At 73.6% G+C, this 17,975-nt stretch carries 13 protein-coding genes; 4 read left to right on the top strand and 9 right to left on the bottom strand.

Features of this window, described 5'->3' with window-relative positions; all coding sequences use genetic code 11:
- Window positions 1-59: 59 nt before the first annotated feature.
- The 3 genes from IF43_RS0104500 to IF43_RS0104490 all read right to left on the bottom strand — a co-directional run bounded on the left by IF43_RS0104500 (window position 60) and on the right by IF43_RS0104490 (window position 3,234).
- On the bottom strand, window positions 60-1,259 hold the full coding sequence (locus IF43_RS0104500; protein WP_324605083.1) for a DNA-3-methyladenine glycosylase 2 family protein: 1,200 nt from the start codon (window positions 1,257-1,259) through the stop codon (window positions 60-62).
- A gap of 135 nt (window positions 1,260-1,394) precedes the next feature.
- Entirely contained in the window at window positions 1,395-1,703 is a 309-nt protein-coding gene (locus tag IF43_RS0104495) for an antibiotic biosynthesis monooxygenase (RefSeq protein ID WP_030194081.1), read from the bottom strand.
- 157 nt (window positions 1,704-1,860) lie between these two features.
- Entirely contained in the window at window positions 1,861-3,234 is a 1,374-nt protein-coding gene (locus IF43_RS0104490) for an LCP family protein (RefSeq protein ID WP_030194079.1), read from the bottom strand.
- 130 nt (window positions 3,235-3,364) lie between these two features.
- Between IF43_RS0104490 and IF43_RS0104485 the strand changes: the two genes are divergently transcribed.
- Complete coding sequence (locus tag IF43_RS0104485) at window positions 3,365-3,901, top strand: acyl-CoA thioesterase (RefSeq protein ID WP_030194077.1); 537 nt, start codon at window positions 3,365-3,367, stop codon at window positions 3,899-3,901.
- 110 nt (window positions 3,902-4,011) lie between these two features.
- On the opposite strand, the gene IF43_RS0104480 is transcribed toward IF43_RS0104485, so the two are convergent.
- Complete coding sequence (locus tag IF43_RS0104480; protein ID WP_234331940.1) at window positions 4,012-5,613, bottom strand: LCP family protein; 1,602 nt, start codon at window positions 5,611-5,613, stop codon at window positions 4,012-4,014.
- A gap of 313 nt (window positions 5,614-5,926) precedes the next feature.
- Here IF43_RS0104480 and IF43_RS0104475 point away from each other — a divergent pair, with 313 nt between their 5' ends.
- Window positions 5,927-6,955, top strand: coding sequence for a glycosyltransferase family 2 protein (locus IF43_RS0104475; RefSeq protein ID WP_030194071.1), 1,029 nt, complete (start codon window positions 5,927-5,929; stop codon window positions 6,953-6,955).
- A 199-nt stretch (window positions 6,956-7,154) separates the two neighbouring features.
- On the opposite strand, the gene IF43_RS0104470 is transcribed toward IF43_RS0104475, so the two are convergent.
- The 4 genes from IF43_RS0104470 to IF43_RS0104455 all read right to left on the bottom strand — a co-directional run bounded on the left by IF43_RS0104470 (window position 7,155) and on the right by IF43_RS0104455 (window position 13,268).
- Window positions 7,155-8,795: an LCP family protein gene (locus IF43_RS0104470; RefSeq protein ID WP_234331939.1), complete on the bottom strand. Its 1,641-nt coding sequence runs from the start codon at window positions 8,793-8,795 to the stop codon at window positions 7,155-7,157.
- A gap of 219 nt (window positions 8,796-9,014) precedes the next feature.
- Window positions 9,015-10,757 carry an LCP family protein gene (locus tag IF43_RS0104465; RefSeq protein ID WP_030194063.1) on the bottom strand — a complete coding sequence of 581 codons (1,743 nt, stop codon included), beginning with the start codon at window positions 10,755-10,757 and terminating at the stop codon, window positions 9,015-9,017.
- A gap of 349 nt (window positions 10,758-11,106) precedes the next feature.
- A complete protein-coding gene (locus tag IF43_RS0104460; RefSeq protein ID WP_234331944.1) occupies window positions 11,107-12,240 on the bottom strand; it encodes an LCP family protein in 1,134 nt (377 codons plus the stop codon).
- A gap of 278 nt (window positions 12,241-12,518) precedes the next feature.
- A complete protein-coding gene (locus IF43_RS0104455) occupies window positions 12,519-13,268 on the bottom strand; it encodes a TIGR03089 family protein (protein WP_030194056.1) in 750 nt (249 codons plus the stop codon).
- 149 nt (window positions 13,269-13,417) lie between these two features.
- Between IF43_RS0104455 and IF43_RS0104450 the strand changes: the two genes are divergently transcribed.
- Together IF43_RS0104450 and IF43_RS0104445 are read left to right on the top strand one after the other, a co-directional pair.
- Window positions 13,418-15,235: a peptidoglycan recognition protein gene (locus IF43_RS0104450; RefSeq protein ID WP_030194054.1), complete on the top strand. Its 1,818-nt coding sequence runs from the start codon at window positions 13,418-13,420 to the stop codon at window positions 15,233-15,235.
- 145 nt (window positions 15,236-15,380) lie between these two features.
- Window positions 15,381-16,463, top strand: a complete 1,083-nt coding sequence (locus IF43_RS0104445; protein WP_030194051.1) for an NDP-sugar synthase — start codon at window positions 15,381-15,383, stop codon at window positions 16,461-16,463.
- A gap of 154 nt (window positions 16,464-16,617) precedes the next feature.
- Here IF43_RS0104445 and IF43_RS0104440 read toward each other — a convergent pair whose 3' ends face one another.
- On the bottom strand, window positions 16,618-17,772 hold the full coding sequence (locus IF43_RS0104440; RefSeq protein WP_030194048.1) for an acyl-CoA dehydrogenase family protein: 1,155 nt from the start codon (window positions 17,770-17,772) through the stop codon (window positions 16,618-16,620).
- Window positions 17,773-17,975: the final 203 nt, after the last annotated feature.

Genomic DNA, 17,975 nt, shown 5'->3' with positions numbered 1-17,975 from the left:
AGGGGGCCGCGGCCAGCCGGACCCGACCCACGGGCTCCGGCCGGCTGCCGGGCGGGGGGTCAGAGGCGGCCGATGTCGGTGCGGGGCATGCGGGGGTGGCGCCGGGGTGGGGCGTGGCCGGCGAGGAGGACGAGGCGGGTGGCGCGGTGGCGCTGGCCGGCGTACGGGGCGAGGAGTTCGAGCATCGCCGCGTCGTCGGCGTCGCGGTCGCCGGCGAGGGACCAGCCGATGATGCCGGGCAGGTGGAGGTCGCCGACGGTGACCGCGTCGGGGTGGCCGTTGCTGCGCTGCAGGGTCTCGGCGGAGGTCCACGGGCCGATGCCGGGGACGAGTTCGAGGCGGGCGGCGGCCGCGGGCAGGTCCATGGTGGTGGCCTCCTCGAGGCGGGGGGCCACCCGGGCGGCGCGCAGGATCGTGGCCGAGCGCTTGCTGTCGACGCCGGCCTTGTGCCAGTCCCAGGAGGGGATGCGGGACCAGTCGCGGGCGTCGGGCATGACGTGCATGCCGACGGGCGCGGGCCCGGGGGCCGGGGTGCCGTGCTGTCGTACGAGCCGGCGCCAGGCCCGGTAGGCCTCGTCCGCGGTGACCTTCTGCTCCAGGATGGTGGGGACGAGGGATTCCAGGACGAGCCCGGTGCGGCCGAGCCGGAGTCCGGGGCGGCGGCGGTGGGAGGCGTGCACGAGGCGGTGGCGCGGGACGAAGGCGGCCGGGTCGTCCTCGGCGCCGAGCAGGGCCGGCAGGCCGTCGAGCAGCCAGTCCGCGCCGGGCCCCCAGGCGGTGGCCTCGGCGGTGTCGGGGCCGTGGGCGGTGACGCGGAGGGTGCCGGGGCCTTCGGGGGTGCGGCTGGCCCGCCAGAAGGCGCCGTCGGGGGTGATGCGGAAGGTGGGGTCGTGCGGGCCTCGGCGGAGCGGGCCGAGGACGAGGGGGAGGCTGAGGGGGCCCGGGGCCTGCCACCGCCTGGTCTTCGCGACGCCGTCGCGGGGGGTTCGGGTGGCTTGGGCAGCGCCGTCGCGGGGGGTTGCGGTGGCCCGGGTGCCGGCGGCGCCGGTCGGGGCCGTGGGCTGGGGGCCGCCGTCGCCGGTCAGGGCCGTGGCCGCGGTGGGCTGGGTGCCGGCGGCGCCGGTCGGGGCGGTGGGCTGGGCGGTGTCCTCGGGGGGCAGGGCCGTCGGCGCGGCGGTACCGCGGCGGGTGGGGGTGGGGACGCGGGTCTGGCCACCGCGCACGGTGGTGCGGGTCAGGGGTTCGTATCGGCCGGCCACCTTCTGAGGGTAGCCCCCTGGGATGTTCCCCCTTCCCGCGACCGTGACGTGCGGCCCCGGACGCCGGACGCGGGACGCCGACCGCCGCGGCGGGGTGGGCGTCGTCGCCCGATGCGGACCCGGGCGGAGGCGGGGTCAGACGCCGACCGCGAGTTCGTAGCCGCTGCTCGTCATGTCCTCGCACAGCGCCCGGCAGGCGCCGAAGTGTTCGGCGAACTCCGGCTTGGACTGCCAGGCCTTCATGGCTGCCGGGTCGCGCCAGGCCGAGAAGGAGACGAAGTGGCCCGGCCGGTTCAGGTCGCGCAGGAGGCGGGCGTGGCCGAAGCCGTCGCTGTCGGCCTTGGTCCATTCGAGGAAGGCCCGCCAGCGCGCCACGAACTCGTCGATGTCACCCTCGGTGACCTGCCAGTCCCCCGACGCCCATGTCGTGCTGTCGTCGGTCATCGCACGCACCGCCTTGGCGGAGTAGAGGGGTGGACCCCCGCTTCCAGGCTAGGCCCGGTCCACGGGAGGTTTCCAGCCCGCGGGCCGGGCGGCCGGCGGTCCGGCCCGCGGTCCGGCCCGCGGACACGGGCGGCCCCGGCCGCCGGTGTCGGGGCGGTCAGCGCTTGTCGGTGACGGTGACCTTCTCGTCGTTCTGGATCTGCTGGACGAGCTGCTTGACCTTCGCCTTGTCCCAGACCAGGTTTCCGCCCCGCGAGCCGGAGATCGGCATGTTCATGGACGTGCCGTCGCCGCTGGTGATGCCCTTCATCGCGAAGAACATCTCGCCCAGGTCGAACAGCCCCATGTCCTTGTCCACGATCACGGTGTCCAGGCCCGCGCCCATCACCGGGTACAGCTGGAACGGGTTCAGGATCGTGCCGGGGGTGGCCGCCTGGCTGGCCAGGGCGGACAGGAACTTCTGCTGGTTCTTCGTACGGGCCAGGTCGGACTCCGCGAAGGCGTACCGGGTGCGGACGAAGGCCAGGGCCTGCTCGCCGTTGAGGGTCTGCTTGCCCGCCTTGAAGTCGGCGCCGGACTTCTTGTCCTTGAAGCCCTTCTCGATGTTCATCTCGACACCGCCGAGCGCGTCGACGATGTTCGCGAAGCCGGCGAAGCCGATCTCCGCGTAGTGGTCGATCCGCAGGCCGGTGTTGTACTCGATGGTGCGCACCAGCAGCTCGGGGCCGTCCATCGCGTACGCCGCGTTCAGCTTGGTGCGGATCCCCTTGCCCGGGTACTTCTTGCCGGACTCGGAGCCGACGAAGGAGGGGATCTCCACGTCCGAGTCACGCGGCAGCGAGATCATCGTGTTGCCGCTGGAGCACGTGGCGAGCACCATCATCGAGTCGGTGCGCTTGCCCTCGGCGGAGCCGGTGTGGAGCTTCTTCTTCTCCTCGTCGGACATGCCCTCGCGGCTGTCGGAGCCGACGATGAGGTACGTCGTGCAGTCGCCCTCCTCGGGCCGCTCGATGACCTTGGAGAGGTCGACCTCCGTGCGCAGCTTCGAGCTGGCCCAGGCGTAGGTGCCGACCGACACGACGGCGAGGGTCGTGACGAGGACGATCGAGCCGATCTTGATGCGGCGCCGCCAGTCGACGGGGCCGCGGGGGCCGGCGGGACGTGCGCCGCCGCCCTGTCCTCCGCCGTGGCCGCCGTTCTGGCCGCCGCGGCCGCCGCCGTGGCCGCCGGCCGGACTGCCGTAGACCTGGCCCGTGTTGTAGCCGCTGTCGTAGCCGGGGGTACCGGCACGGCCGCCCTGGCCGTAGTCGTCCGCGTACGGGTCGCGGTCGTCGTACGGCGGCCGGGACTGCGGCGGCACGCCGGGCTGACGGGGCGGGCGGCCGGGGGCCTGCGGCGGGGTCTGCGGGCGCGGCGGCTGCTGCCGCTGGACGTGCCGCATGCTCCGGACGCCCTCGGGCTGTGCGCTGGAGCTGCCACGGCCGTAGCGGTCGTCGCGGTCGTCGGTCCACCCGTCGGGCCAGTCATTCATGCCGTAAAGGATGCCTGGCGGGGCGGGCCGCCCGACAGCCCGGGTGGGGCTTCGTGCCTGGTCTGTTGCAGAGCTGTGTACGCCTGAGGCCTTTGTCACGCGTTCCGGGGCCGCAACCTAAGGTGGGTGCATGACACATCATTCGGGCGAGCTCGCCGGTAAGCCCACCTCGGCCTCCCGGACCACCCTCAGCCACATCATGACGCACAACGACACCAACCTGCTGGGCACGGTGCACGGCGGCGTGATCATGAAGCTGGTGGACGACGCGGCCGGGGCCGTCGCGGGCCGGCACTCCGGCGGGCCCGCGGTCACCGCCTCCATGGACGAGATGGCGTTCCTGGAGCCGGTCCGGGTCGGCGACCTGGTGCACGTGAAGGCCCAGGTGAACTGGACGGGCCGGTCCTCGATGGAGGTCGGCGTGCGGGTGCTGGCCGAGCGCTGGAACGAGTCGGCGCCGCCCACCCAGGTCGGCAGCGCGTACCTGGTGTTCGCCGCGGTGGACGAGAACGGCAAGCCGCGGCAGGTGCCGCCGGTGATCCCCGAGACCGACCGGGACATGCGCCGCTACCAGGAGGCGCAGATCCGCCGCACCCACCGGCTGGCCCGCCGTCGGGCCATCAGGGAGCTGCGCGAGCGCCGGGCCGCGGAGGGTCTGGAGGACTGACCGGCCGCCCGGGGACGGGGCGGCGGCCCGGGGCCTGACCGCCCGCGCCGGGAGTCCGGAGGGCCGTGGGACCGGGGGCCGTGGGGCCGGGGGGCCGGGGGCGGGCGGTCTCACTGGCCGGGGCACGCCACCTGGTCACCCGTGACGACGCCGAACTCGCCCTGGTAGGGGTCCTCGGCGCGGACCGCGGTCACCTTGCGGTAGTCGGTGCCCGCCGTGACGCGCAGCGTGGCGCCGAGGCCCGGTACGGGCCGCAGCTCGGCGCCCTCCAGCGCCGTGCCCAGGGTCTTGGCGGAGCGGTCCCAGCGGGGGTCGTACGCGACCACGGTGCGGGTGGCGTTGCGGACGACCCCGGCGGTGGGGGCCTCGTCGGTGCGGAAGCCGGTGGCGCGCAGGGCCTTGTCGACGCGGCCGCCGAGCCCGTCGATCCGCGTACCGTTCTCGACGTGCACCCGGATCTGCTGCGGGGCGACGTCCACCGGCACGGCGACCGGGCGCCGCTTGGGCCGCGCCGGGGCGAGCGGCTTGTCGTCGCGCAGGGCCTGGAAGAGCCGGGCGGCCTTCGGTTCGTCCCAGCGGACCACCGAGCCCAGCCGGGGCGAGGGCTTGGAGTCGGGCAGGATCGGCACCGAGGCGAACTCGGACGACGCCGGCGTGAACTCCCGCATGGCCTGCCCGAGGGCGAGCATCTCGGTCGAGCCGAAGCCGGGGTCGGCGCGTACGGAGCCCAGCAGGGTGGAGCTGACCTCCTTGAACTTGACGGGGTTGAGCAGCACGCCGCTGCTGGTGGCCTCGTGGATGAGGGCGGCGATGAACCGCTGCTGGCGCTGCATGCGGCCGAGGTCGGCGGCGCCGTCGACGTACCGGGAGCGCACGTACTGCAGGGCCTGGCCGCCGGTGAGGCGGTGGGTGCCGGGGAGCAGGTCGAGTCCGGTGTGGCTGTCGCGCATGGGTTTGGCGGTGCAGATCTCCACGCCGCCGATGGCGTCGACGGTCTTCATGAAGGCGGTGAAGTCGACCTCCAGGTAGTGGTCGATCTTCACGCGGGTCATGTTCTCGACGGTCCGCACGGTCAGGTTGGGGCCGCCCTCGGCGTAGGCGGCGTTGAGTTTGACGGCGTGCGGGCCGTGTTGCCGGCGGCTCAGCAGGTCGAGGTGGGCGGGCACCTCGGCGTAGCTGTCGCGCGGGAGGCTGATGACGCTGGCGCGCTCCCGGTCCGCGGAGATGTGCACCAGCATGATCGTGTCGGTGCAGTGGCAGGGGGCGCCGCCGAGCCGGTACTCGCGCTTGTCCTCCCGGGTGAGCTTGTCGCGCTCGTCGGTGCCGACGATCAGGAAGTTCACGCCGTGGCCGGCCTGGGGGCGGTTCTTCATGTCCTTGAAGGGGTCGACGCGGTTGATGCCGACGTCGAGGCCGGTCATCACGGCGTGCCCGATCGCCCCCGAGCCGAGGACGAGGACGGACAGGGCGGTGGCGAGCCGCACGCCCCAGCGGGGCCGCCGGGGCGGCCGGCCGTGCCTGCGCCCGTCGACGGCGGCCGTCGCGCGGGGGGCGGGCGCGCCCCCGTGGCCGCCGGGTGCGCCGTACCCGCCGCGGCCGCCGGGGCCGCCGTACCCGGCCGCTCCCCCGCCCCGGCCCGCGCCCTGCCGCGGGGCACCGCGCCGGGATCCGTGCGGCGGCCGGGGACGGGGGGAGCGTTGCGGCTGGGGCACGGGGGACACCTCCGCGGATGGCACGGGCAGGCCGGGGTCAGGCACAGGGGTGGGTCGGGTCGGGCGGGGTCACGCACAAAGATGGGTCGGGTCGGGCGGGGTCAGGCACGCGGCCGCTCGGACAGGCACGGGTGAGCCTGAACAGTAGGCCCATACGATCAGCGGCGGCCCGTACCGCTCCTCCGGCACGCACCCGTTTCCCTCGTACGCGGTAACGTGACCACCGATACCGCCCTCTCCCGGAGCCCCTGGCGGCCGCGCCCACCGGCCGGCCGGGCCCCGGCCCCGGACCCCCGAAGGACCTGCCCGACCCATGCCCACCCAGCAGCCCGCAGTCTCGGTGATCATGCCCGTGCTCAACGAGGAGCGCCATCTGCGCGACTCCGTCCGGCACATCCTCGGGCAGGACTACGCAGGCGAGATGGAGGTGGTGATCGCGCTCGGCCCGTCCACGGACCGCACCGACGAGATCGCCGCCGAGCTCGTCCGGGAGGACCCGCGCGTCCACACCGTCCCGAACCCCACCGGCCGTACCCCGGCCGCGCTCAACGCGGCGATCGCGGCCTCGCGGCACCCGATCGTGGTGCGCGTCGACGGGCACGGGATGCTGTCGCCGAACTACATCGCCACCGCGGTGCGCCTGCTGGAGGAGACCGGCGCGCAGAACGTGGGCGGCATCATGCACGCCGAGGGCGAGAACGCCTGGGAGGAGGCCGTCGCCGCGGCGATGACCTCGAAGATCGGCGTGGGCAACGCCGCCTTCCACACCGGCGGCGAGGCGGGCCCGGCCGAGACGGTCTACCTGGGCGTGTTCCGGCGCGAGGCGCTGGAGCGGCAGGGCGGCTACAACGTGGAGTTCATCCGCGCGCAGGACTGGGAGCTGAACTTCCGCATCCGCGAGGCGGGCGGGCTGATCTGGTTCTCGCCGGAGCTGAAGGTGCAGTACCGGCCGCGGCCGTCGGTGCGGGCCCTGGCCAAGCAGTACAAGGACTACGGGCGCTGGCGGCACGTCGTGGCCCGCTACCACGCGGGCTCGATCAACCTGCGTTACCTGGCCCCGCCGGCCGCGGTGTGCGCGATCGCGGCCGGTCTGGTCGTGGGCGCGGCGCTGACGCCGTGGGGCTTCGTCGTCCCGGGCGGCTACCTGGCGGCGATCGTGGCGGGCTCGGTGCCGGCCGGCAGGGGCCTGTCGCTGAAGGCGCGGGCGCAGATCCCGGTGGCGCTGGCGACCATGCACATGTCGTGGGGGTACGGCTTCCTGACGAGCCCGCGCGCGCTGGCGCGGAAGGTCATCGCGAGCCGCCGCCCGAGCGTCCCGGCGGACGGGGCGCCGGCCCGCTGACCTGCGTACGCCGAAGGGGGCGGATCCGGCTTCGCGGCCGGTCCGCCCCCTTCGGCGTACGCGGGGTCCGTCAGGCCTGGCGGACCCCTCCGGCCAGACAAGCCCGTCCCGCCACCAGCCCGTCCGGCCAGACCGGCCCGTCCGGCCACCAGCCCGTCCGGCCAGACGGGTCAGACCGGTCGGGCCCCTCGGGTCGGGGTCACCAGGTGAAGCCGGGCTGGATGTCCATGCAGGCGCCGTCGTCGTCGCCGTTGAGCGGGCGGGCCGTGTCGGGGGCCTTGGACGGGGCGGGGGCGGGCGGTGCGGGCTTGTCGCCCTCGCGCCAGTCCTTGCCGACGAAGAGGGTGACGCCGGAGACGTCCGTGGAGCGCTGCACGGCGCTCGCGGGCAGCCCGAGGGCGGTGGCCACGGCCTGTGCGTCGCCGGCCTGGTCGGCGGTGGCGTAGCGGATCACGGTGGTGTCCTCGGCCGCGCCCTCGGTGTCGGCCTTGGCCTTCGTGAAGCCCTTGCCCGTGAGGAGCGTGACGACGTCGGACGCCCGGCCCCGGACGCGGGCCTCGCCGTGGTCCTTGCCGCTGGTGGCGTTGCGGACCATGACGGGGATCTCGGCGGCGGGGGCCGCAGGGTCGGCCGGCGGCGGGGTCGTGGCGGCCGCGGTCGCCTTGGCCGGCGGCTTGCCGTCCAGCGGGATGTCGTCGCGGACCATCGTGAAGAGCTTCTGGGCGTCGGCCGCGTCGGGCTCGACCTTCCCGCTCCAGCTCGTGCTGCCGACCCACGGCATGGTCGTCATGGTGATGCGGCCGGTGGGGACCTTCTTGAGCTCGACGCTCAGGTCGTAGAGCAGGTCGATCCGGTCCAGGCCGGGGTCGACCACCATGGCCCTGGTCGCGGCCTCGGCCAGGCTGTGCAGCTTGAGCGGGTTGCTGAGCTTGGCGTTCTGGCGGAACTGGCGGGCCATCGAGTTCATGTACATGTGCTGCGCGTGGGCCCGGCCGATGTCGCTGCCGTCCTCGAAGCCGTAGCGGGTGCGCAGCCACTGGAGGGCCTGGACGCCCTTGATGGGGTGGGTGCCCTTGGCCAGCTTGAGGCCGGAGCCCTTGCCCTCGCGGTTGCGGGAGTGGACGTTCTGCTTCACGCAGACGGGCACGCCGCCGATGGCGTCGGCCATCGCCACGACACCCTTGAAGTCGATCATCATGAAGTGGTCGATCGGGATGCCGGTCAGCTCCTGCCAGGTGGCGACCGTGCAGCCGGGGCCGCCGCGGCCCAGCGACTCGTTGACGGGGCGCCGGCCCTGGGTGGCCTCGTACGTCTTGCCGTCGGTGCCGGTGCACTTGGGCAGCTTGAGCAGGGTGTCGCGCGGCATGCTGACGACCGACATGTTGCTGCGGTCCGCGGACACGTGGAGCAGCATCTGGACGTCGGCGAGCGGGGTGCCGCCGAACGTGTCCCTGGCGCCGCCCAGTTCCTGGTTCTTGACGTCGTCGCGGGCGTCGGAGCCGATGAGCAGGATGTTCAGGGGCGTCTGGCCGAAGGCGTTGGGCCTGGAGCCGCCCAGCTTGCGGTCGCCGAGGTTGAGCGCGTCGGTCCGGATGTTGCCGTTGAGGTGCCGGTAGTACAGGTAGCCGGCGCCGGCGGTGGCGAGCACGATCACCGAGAGGGCGATGGCGATGCCGCGCAGGACCCGGCGGCCGCGCCGGCCGGCCGGGCGTACCGGGCCGCGGAGTCGGCGGGGGCCGCGGGGGCCGGGGACCGTGCCGGGAGTGCCGGACGCGGCGCCCGGTATGCCACCGGGCGCGTGGGCGGGCGCCCCCTCCCCTCGCACGCTGCTGTGACTCACCCGTAGCCCCCCAGTCGGTCCTGACATCTCAGGTGTCGCGCCCGGCGCGTGGCCGGGCGATCGCTTGCCGATCGGTCGTGGCGATCCGATCGGTTAGTACGACGTTCCGTGCGGGGCGTCGGTTGTGCGACGCCCCGCACGAAAACGGGTTGTGCTGCCGTGCGTGGGGCCGGCCCGATCATCTTGGGTGGCTTTGCGGCTTTGGGGACGTACGGCTGCCTACTTGGCGCAGGTGGCCTTGTCGGCCTCCACCCGCTGGATGCCCTCGGGCGCCGTCTTCGGTGCCGTGAGGGGGATGCCCGCACCCTTGAAGTCGGCTCCCAGGGTGAGCGTCATCGGGGTGCGGTCGGGCGCGTCGGCGGTGGTCTGCTTCAGCGCGGTGGCGGGCAGGCCCATCATGTCCGCGAGGGCGCGGGCCTGGTCGGCCTGGTTGGGGGCGTACTCCAGGGTCGTCCTGTCCAGCTTCTGGGGCGCGTTGCCGTTGTTGGTGGAGAGCGGGACGCCCTGGTTGTTCTGGAGCCATTCGAGCGTGGTCTGGGCGGAGCCCCGGGGGCCGCCGCCGTTGTAGACGTCCACGCGGACGGCGGAGGCGGGCGCGCGGGTGCCTTCGAGGAGGGCGGCCTGCGCGTTCGCGGCGGCCTGCTTCTGCTTCTTGACCTCGGTGAGGGACGTGTCCTCGCGGATCATCGCGAGCAGGGGCTCGGCCTGGGACTTCCTGACCACCACCGTCGCCTTGATCCGCTCCGCCGGGTTGTCGTCGACGGGGAGGGTGGTGAAGGTGATGTTCTTGGGGTTGACGTCCTTCAGCTCCTTGGCGAGCCGCGTCAGTTGGGGGATGCCCCCGATCCCGGTGTCGACGGTGAGGGCCTTGGTGGCCGCCTCGGCGAGCGAGAAGAGCTTGGTCGGACTGGTGAGCGTGTCCGAGGACTTCATCTCGCGGATCATCGAACCCAGGAACTGCTGCTGGGTCTTGATGCGGTCCAGGTCGCTCTCGTTGCCGAAGGCGTGCCGGGTGCGGACGAAGGCCAGGGCCTGCTCGCCCTCGATGCGGTGGTTGCCCTTGGTGAGGTGGAGCTTGGACTTCTTGTCGTCGACGTCCTTGGCCACGCAGACCGGCACGCCGCCGACGGCGGAACTGAGCGTCTTGACGGCGTTGAAGTCGGCCATCATGAAGTGGTCCACCGAGATGCCGGTGAGCTCCTTGACCGTGCGCATGGTGCAGCCGGGGTCCCGGCCGTCCTGCCCGAGGCTGGTGTTGAAGCGCACGCCGTGCTGGCCCGGGATCGTCCTGGTCGACCCGTCGGGCTGCTTGGTGGGGCAGTCCGGGATGTCGGAGATGAGGTCGCGCGGAATGGACAGCACGGTCGCGTTCGAGCGGTCCCGGGCCACGTGGAAGAGCAGCGTCGTGTCCGCGTGGCCGACGCTCTCCTTGTCGCCGTAGCCCTGGTTGCCCGCACCGGTGCGCTTGTCGGTGCCGATGACGAGGATGTTGATCGGCTCGCCGGGCTTGAAGCCCCCGGAGCCGGCGCCGTCCACGTCGACGGTGCTGATGTTGTTGTTCAGGTGCTGGTAGTAGAGGTAGCCGCCCACGGTCGCGGCGACCAGCACGAAGGCCATCGAGCCCCCGGTGATCAGCAGCACCTTCTTCTTGCGGCCGCCACCACCGCCGCCACCGCGCTTGCGGCCGGTGCGCCGGCCGCCGGGCGGGGGCGTCGCGCCGCCGCGCCGCTGCCCGGGAACGCCCGGGGACTTGCGCACGGGGGGGCCTGCCGGGGTCCCGACGGGGGCGGCCCCTGCCGGTGCCGCGGCGGCCGCGGGGCCCGCGGCTCTACGGGAGCGGGAGACCGGCGGCTGCCCTGCGGAGCTGTCCAGTCGCAGTTCGTAGTTGCCAGTGCGGGGGTTGAGTACCCACTGGTCTGCGGGGTCGATGTCGTTCGCCCGCCCACGGCCTTGCGCATCCACGGTCTTTTGAATCCTCCGTCGGTGCCACCTGAAGCGCCTCCCCCCAGGCGCTCGGTCCTCGATCCGGCAGTGCACGGCCAGTCCTTTGCGTGGCCGGGGCACCGGATCGCTCACACTATCCGGCCCGTTCGGCTGCAAACCATGCTGGTGACAAATTCCACTCCCCTTATAAGCGGGCAATTCGCCCATCCTTCACACCCTGCCCCCTGGCTTTTTGGATTGCTTTACCGGCGGGTCTACTCGCGGGTCGCCGCCCGGTCGCCCGGCGGGCCAACCGTGGCACTGCGGATGGCCGCCCGTGATCGGCCAGGTGTGCGGGCCGTCACCGGCGCGTCCGCACCCGCCGGGCTCAGCGGCAGGTCGCCGCGTCGGCGGTGGTGCCGGAGAAGGTGGGGGCAGGGGATGCGTTTTCGGCCACGGTCGCCGAAGACCTCCGATCGGCCCCGTCGTCGACCGCCACCGGGCGGTCCGCCCGCAGCCGCTGGAACAGTTCGGAGGCATCCGGTTCGAGGAGTACGTCCCGGTTCGGGTTCGGCGGGTACGGGCGCCTCGGCACGGTCAGGAACGTGGTCCGCTCGGTCGGTATGTCCCGCATCCCGCGCACCAGCTCGTACAGGTCCCGCAGCGTGTCCAGGCCCGGGTCGGTGGTGACGGACCGGGTCGCGGCGTCCAGCAGCGGATAGAGCCGGGCCGGGTTGAGCAGCACCCCGTTGCTCTGCACCTTCTTGACCAGGGCGGCCAGGAACTGCTGCTGGCGCCCCATGCGGTCGGTGTCGCTGCCGTTGCCGAGGCTGTAGCGGGCCCGTACGAAGCCCAGCGCCTGCTCGCCGTGCAGGGTCTGGCGCCCGGCCGGCAGGCGGACCTTCGCCTCGGCGTCGTCGATGGGCCGCGGCAGGCAGATCTCCACCCCGCCGATCGCGTCCACCATCTTCTTGAAGCCGCGGAAGTCGACGACCACGTGGTGGTCGATGCGGATGCCGGTCAGCTTCTCCACGGTGCGGATGGTGCAGGCGGCGCCGCCGATCTCGAAGGCGGAGTTGAACTGCCCGGTCTGCGCCACGGAGCGGCCGCCGCCGGGGACGGCGCAGGAGGGGATCTCGGCCAGCAGGTCACGGGGGATCGAGACCGCCGTCGCACTGTCCCGGTCGGCGGAGATGTGGAGCAGGATCGTGGTGTCGGAGCGCTGGGTGCCGCTGTTCTGGCCGTACTGGGCGTTTCCCGCGCCGGCGCGCGTGTCCGAGCCGATGAGCAGGAGGTTCTGCGCCCCGCCCACCGTGAGGGCCGGGCGTTCGCGCTCGTAGCGCTCCAGCTCGGCGGCCGCGGTGGTGTCCGTCCTGATGTTGGAGTCGAGCTGGTGGTAGAGCCACCAGGCAGCGCCCGCGCCGAGCAGCACCAGCAGCGCGAGGACCAGGCCGATCCAGCGCAGGAGCCGGCGCCTGCGGCGACGGGCCGGCGGCCGGCCGGGACGGTCCCCGGCCGGCATCGCCCTGCCCGGCTTGCCCGCGCCTTCGGTCACGTCGCGTCCCATCCTCACGGTTGGTCGGCCACGGCCGCCGGATCCGGGAGGCGGGCGCCTTTCGGCACGGTGCGACCCGGTATGCGGCCTTCTGCCGATCATCCATCGGAGTGACGCCCACGTCTCTTCGAGCGGGGCTCCGCAATCCGCCATGTGGGTGACATGTCGAGGGGTGCGTGCCCGTGCCGTCAGAGCGTGCCCGTCCTGTCAGAGCGTGCCCGCGCCGTCAGAGCGTGCCCGTGCCCTCAGAGCGTGTGCGTGACCCGCTCCGCCTCGATGCGCTGGGCCAGGCCCGCCTCGGACAGCTGGTCGGCGTTCCGGCACAGGACCACCGAGCCGCCCGCGACCAGCGGTGCGAGCAGTCCGCCCGACAGGCCCTCCCACGCGTCGTAGCCCAGGCGGGACAGCACCCGTGCGCCCGGGTGCAGCCCGAGCTTCGCCGCGTCCTCGCGCGCCCGGCCGACCAGCTCCTCGTACGAGAACTCGGTGCCGCCCACGACGAGCCCCGGCCCGCCGGCGTCCACCGGTACGAACGGTGCGAACCGGTCGCCCTGCGAGGGCACCTCCACCGCGTAGTCGGCGAAGCCCGCCGGCGGCTGCGGGAACCGCCCGCCCAGCGGCCGCAGCGCGAGGGCGATCCGCTCGCCGGAGCACGCGCGCGCCTCCTCCAGGGTGTCGGGGCCGCTCACCACCAGGTCCGCGTCGGCCGGGTCGCCGTCGACCTCGGCCACCACGCCCACCGAGGCGCAGGCCAGCAGCCACACCGCGGTCTGCCAGTGCGCGGGCAGCAGCAGCGCGAGCCGGTCGCCGGGGCCGGCGCCCAGGTCGCCCTGGAGGAGGTTGGCGGTCTTGGCCACCCAATTGGCGAAGGTGGCGACGGACAATTCCACGCGCTCGCCCGTGGCGTCGTCGTAGAAGGTGACCAGGGGGCGGCCCGGATCGGCGGCGAGCGCGGATCGCAGCAGGTCGGCAGGGGTGCGGTCGTTGGCGTTCACGCGGGCAAGGGTACGCGGGCCGGGCGGGCCGGCTCGCTCGTACGGGCGAGCCGGCTGCGTCCGTACGAGCGAGGGCCGGGGCCCGTTCATCCGATGGCCCGTCAGATCTCAGCTGGCGGACCGTCAGGAGTGTGCCCAGCATCGGCTGCATGCGTGGATACCTGGCTTCCTCGATCGGTGTCGCGACGGCGGCCGCACTGGCCCTGCCGCTCGCGCTTCCCTCCCAGGCCCTGGCGGTGACGGTCACCGCCGGCGGCACAGCCGCCCGTACGGCGGACCGGGCGGCGGCCCCGGGCGTCGTGGCCGAGTCCGCCGTCCCCGGGTCGACCCAGTCCCTGCCCCTGGTCCCCCTCACCCCCGCGTCCGCGCGGGCCGGCCGGGTGCCCGGCATGGCGGCGCGGCTGCCGGGGGCGCAGCTCCGCGGCCTGGCTGCGCGCGAGGTCAAGACCTTCGCGCTCGTCGGACTCGTCTGGGACGACGCGGCCACCGAACTGCACGGACGGGTCCAGGTCCGTACCCGCAGCGCCGCCACCGCGGCCTGGACGGACTGGCAGGACCTGGAGACCCACAACCGCGAGCACGCCGCCGACCCCGGCACGGCCGAGGACACCTCGGGCCGGGTCAAGGGCAGCACCGCCCCGCTGTGGGTGGGCGAGTCGGACGGCATCGAGGTGCGGGTACAGGCCGAGCCGGGCGAGGCGCCGCCGGAGGAGGCGGCCCCGGACGGCCGCGCCGGCCCGGTCGGCCCGGAGGCCGCGGGGGCGGCCGGTACGCGGGCCGCGGTGCCGGACGGCGGCGCGCAGGCCGTGCAGAGCCTGCCCGAGGGCATGCGCATCGAACTGGTCGACCCCGGCAGGACCGCGGCCGCCCCGCCGCACGCCGAGTCCGCGGGCGCCGCCGGCGCCGCCGACGGCAAGAACGGCGGTCGCCACGACGGCACGCGCACCGGCCCCGACCGCACGCACGCCGATCCGAACGGCGACCGCACGCACGCCCGCCCGAACGGCGACGGCACGCACGGCGACGGCAGGCATCACGGCAGCGGCAGGCACGGTGCCGGCGGCACCAGCAGTGCCGGCACCGACGAGGGACATCCGATCGGCGCCGCACAGCCCCTCGACAAGGGCCCCAGGGGCGAGAGCCCCAAGGACGAGAGCCCTGAGGAGGAGAGCCCCGAGGACGAGGCCCCCGAGGACGAGAAGAGCACGCTCCAGCTCGCCCCCGCCGTCGCCGAGAGCTCCGCCGCCAACTCCGGCCTCGCCCCGCTCGGCGCCGACGAGATCGAGGCCCTGGACAAGGCCGACTCCACCGCCGACGCCGTGATCGCCCATGACGGCAAGGTCAGCCTGGCCGCCAAGCCGTACATCGGCCCGCGCCCGCGCATCGTCACCCGCAAGGGCTGGGGCGCCGACGAGTCGCTGCGCGAGAAGGGCTTCGTCTACACGGGCACCGTCAAGGCCGCGTTCGTCCACCACAGCGCCTCGGGCAACAACTACACGTGCGCCCAGGCACCGGCGGTGCTCCGCAGCCTCTACCGCTACCACGTCCTCAGCAGCGGCTGGCGGGACTTCGGCTACAACTTCGCCGTGGACAAGTGCGGCACCGTCTACGAGGGACGGGCCGGCGGCGTCGCCAAGCCCGTCATGGGCGCCCACACCATGGGCTTCAACACCAACAGCATGGGCATCGCCGTCCTCGGCACGTTCACCGACACCAACCCGCCGGACGCCGCGGTCAAGGCCGTCGCCCGCCTGACGGCCTGGAAGCTCGGCCTGTTCGGCGCCAACCCGCTGGCCACCACCACCCTCAAGTCGGGCGGCGGGAACAAGTTCGCGAAGGGCAAGCTCGTCAAGATGAACGTCATCTCCGGGCACCGGGACGGCTTCGCGACCGAATGCCCCGGTCGCAAGCTCTACTCCAAGCTCGGCACGACCCGTCAGACGTCGGCCCGGTACCAGGGCCGGTGAGGAAGTCCTCTGCTCAGGAAGTCCTCTGCATAGACTGACGCCCCGTCCCCGGCCCCCGACCGCCCCACCCCGGCGACGCCCCGGTCGCCGGGCCGGCGGCTCCCCCCTCACCGTCCCCCGTAGGAACGTAGGAAGCAGAACGAAGTTGACTGAAGCGATCCTCCTCGTCGGTGGCAGAGGGACCCGCCTGCGCCCCCTGACGGTGCGCACGCCGAAGCCGATGGTGCCGGCGGCGGGCGTGCCGTTCCTGACGCACCAGCTGGCACGGGCCCGGGCGGCGGGGGTCGAGCACGTCGTGCTCGCCACCTCCTACCTCGCGGAGGTCTTCGAGCCGTACTTCGGCGACGGCTCGGCGCTCGGGCTGCACCTGGAGTACGTCACCGAGGTCGAGCCGCTCGGGACGGGCGGCGCCCTCCGCAACGTCGCCCCCCGGCTGCGCTCCGGGCCGGACGACCCGGTCCTCGTCTTCAACGGCGACATCCTCACCGGGCTCGACATCGGCGCCCTGCTCGACACCCACCGGGACTCGGGCGCCGACGTCTCGCTGCACCTCAGCCGGGTCGAGGACCCGCGCGCGTTCGGGCTCGTCCCCACGGACGCGGACGGCCGGGTGCGGGCCTTCCTGGAGAAGCCCCAGACACCCGAGGAGATCGTCACCGACCAGATCAACGCGGGCGCGTACGTGTTCCGGCGCTCGGTCATCGACACCGTCCCGGCCGGGCGCCCCGTCTCGGTCGAACGGGAGACCTTCCCGGGCCTGCTGGCCGCGGGAGCGCACCTCCAGGGCATGGTCGACTCGACGTACTGGCTGGACCTGGGCACCCCGCAGGCCTTCGTACGCGGCTCCGCCGACCTGGTGCTGGGGCGCGCCCCCTCCCCCGCCGTCCCGGGCCGCCGGGGCGAGTGCCTGGTGCTGCCGGGCGCGTCCGTGGCGCCGGACGCGAAGCTGTCGGGCGGCACGGTGGTCGCCGAGGGCGCCGTGGTCGGCGCGGGCGCGCGCGTGCACGGCTCCGCGGTGCTGGCCGGCGCGGTGGTGGGGCCGGATGCCGTCGTGACGGACTCGTACGTCGGCCCGGGCGCGCGGGTCGGCGCCCGTACGGCCCTGTCGGGCGCGGTCGTCGGCGACGGCGCCGACATCGGCGCGGACAACGAACTCGGCGCGGGTGCGCGCGTGTGGTGCGACGCGGTGCTGCCCGCCGCCGCGATCCGCTTCTCGTCGGACGAGTAACGCCCGTACGACCGCGGCCGCTTCGGCCGGGCGGCCGGACCGCCCGGAACCGCCGGCGCGTGGGTCCGGTGCGGCCCGCGGACGCGGACGGCCCCCGGCGCGCGGGATGCGCGCCGGGGGCCGTGGGCCCGTACGACCGGGGTGGCCGGGGTCGTTACGGCAGGTTGCGGGCCATCACGATCCGCTGGACCTGGTTCGTGCCTTCGTAAATCTGGGTGATCTTGGCGTCGCGCATCATGCGCTCGACCGGGTAGTCGCGGGTGTAGCCGTAGCCGCCGAGGAGCTGGACGGCGTCGGTGGTGACCTCCATGGCGATGTCGGAGGCGAAGCACTTGGCCGCGGCACCGAGGTAGGTCAGGTCGGCGTCGCCGCGCTCGGAGGCGGCGGCGGCCTGGTAGGTCAGGGCGCGGGCGGCCGAGATCTTCATGGCCATGTCCGCGAGCATGAACTGGATGCCCTGGAAGTCGGCGATCGGCTTGCCGAACTGCTTGCGCTCCTGGACGTAGCCCTTGGCGTAGTCGAGGGCGCCCTGCGCGATGCCGAGGGCCTGGGCCGCGATGGTGATGCGGGTGTGGTCCAGGGTCTTCATGGCGGTGGCGAAGCCGGTGCCCTCCGCGCCGATCATGCGGTCGGCGGGGATGCGGACGTTGTCGAGGTAGACCTCGCGGGTCGGGGAGCCCTTGATGCCGAGCTTCTTCTCCGGGGCGCCGAAGGAGACGCCCTCGTCGCCCTTCTCGACGACGAACGCCGAGATGCCCTTGGAGCGCTTCTCCGGGTCGGTGACGGCCATGACCGTGTAGTACTCGGAGACGCCGGCGTTGGTGATCCAGCGCTTGACGCCGTTGAGGACCCAGAAGTCGCCGTCGCGCACCGCGCGGGTCTTCATGCCGGCCGCGTCGGAGCCCGCGTCGGGCTCGGAGAGGCAGTACGAGAACATGCCGTCGCCCTTGGCCAGCGGGCCGAGGTACTTCTTCTTCAGCTCCTCGGAGCCGGAGAGGATGACCGGCAGCGAGCCGAGCTTGTTGACGGCCGGGATCAGGGAGGAGGACGCGCACACGCGGGCGACCTCTTCGATGACGATCACGGTCGCGAGGGCGTCGGCACCGGCGCCGCCGTAGTTCTCCGGGACGTGGACGGCGTGCAGGTCGTTGGCGACCAGCGCGTCGTGGGCCTCCTGCGGGAAGCGGGCCTCCTCGTCCACGGCGGCGGCGAACGGCGCGATCTTGGCCTCGCAGAGCGCGCGGACGGACTCGCGGAGCATGTCGTGCTCTTCGGCCGGGCGGAACAGGTCGAAGTCGGAACCCGCCAAGGTCTCTCACTCCCCAAGAGGCGTTAACAAGAGGCGTTAACTGCTGGACGTTAACTACTGTTAAGTAACCCAATTCTAGTGCGCCGACGCCCCGCAGGGATACGAGCACGCGGCGTGAGCTGCGTGACAGGGGGGCCGGCAGGGGTCGGAGGGGGGCTCCCTGCGGGGAACGTCCCCCGATGGCGCCCGACTATGCTCGGGGG

Origin of the sequence: Streptomyces sp. NRRL S-87 (assembly GCF_000719335.1) — a bacterium.
GTDB lineage: Bacteria > Actinomycetota > Actinomycetes > Streptomycetales > Streptomycetaceae > Streptomyces.
This window is presented reverse-complemented; position numbering and strand designations above follow the sequence as displayed.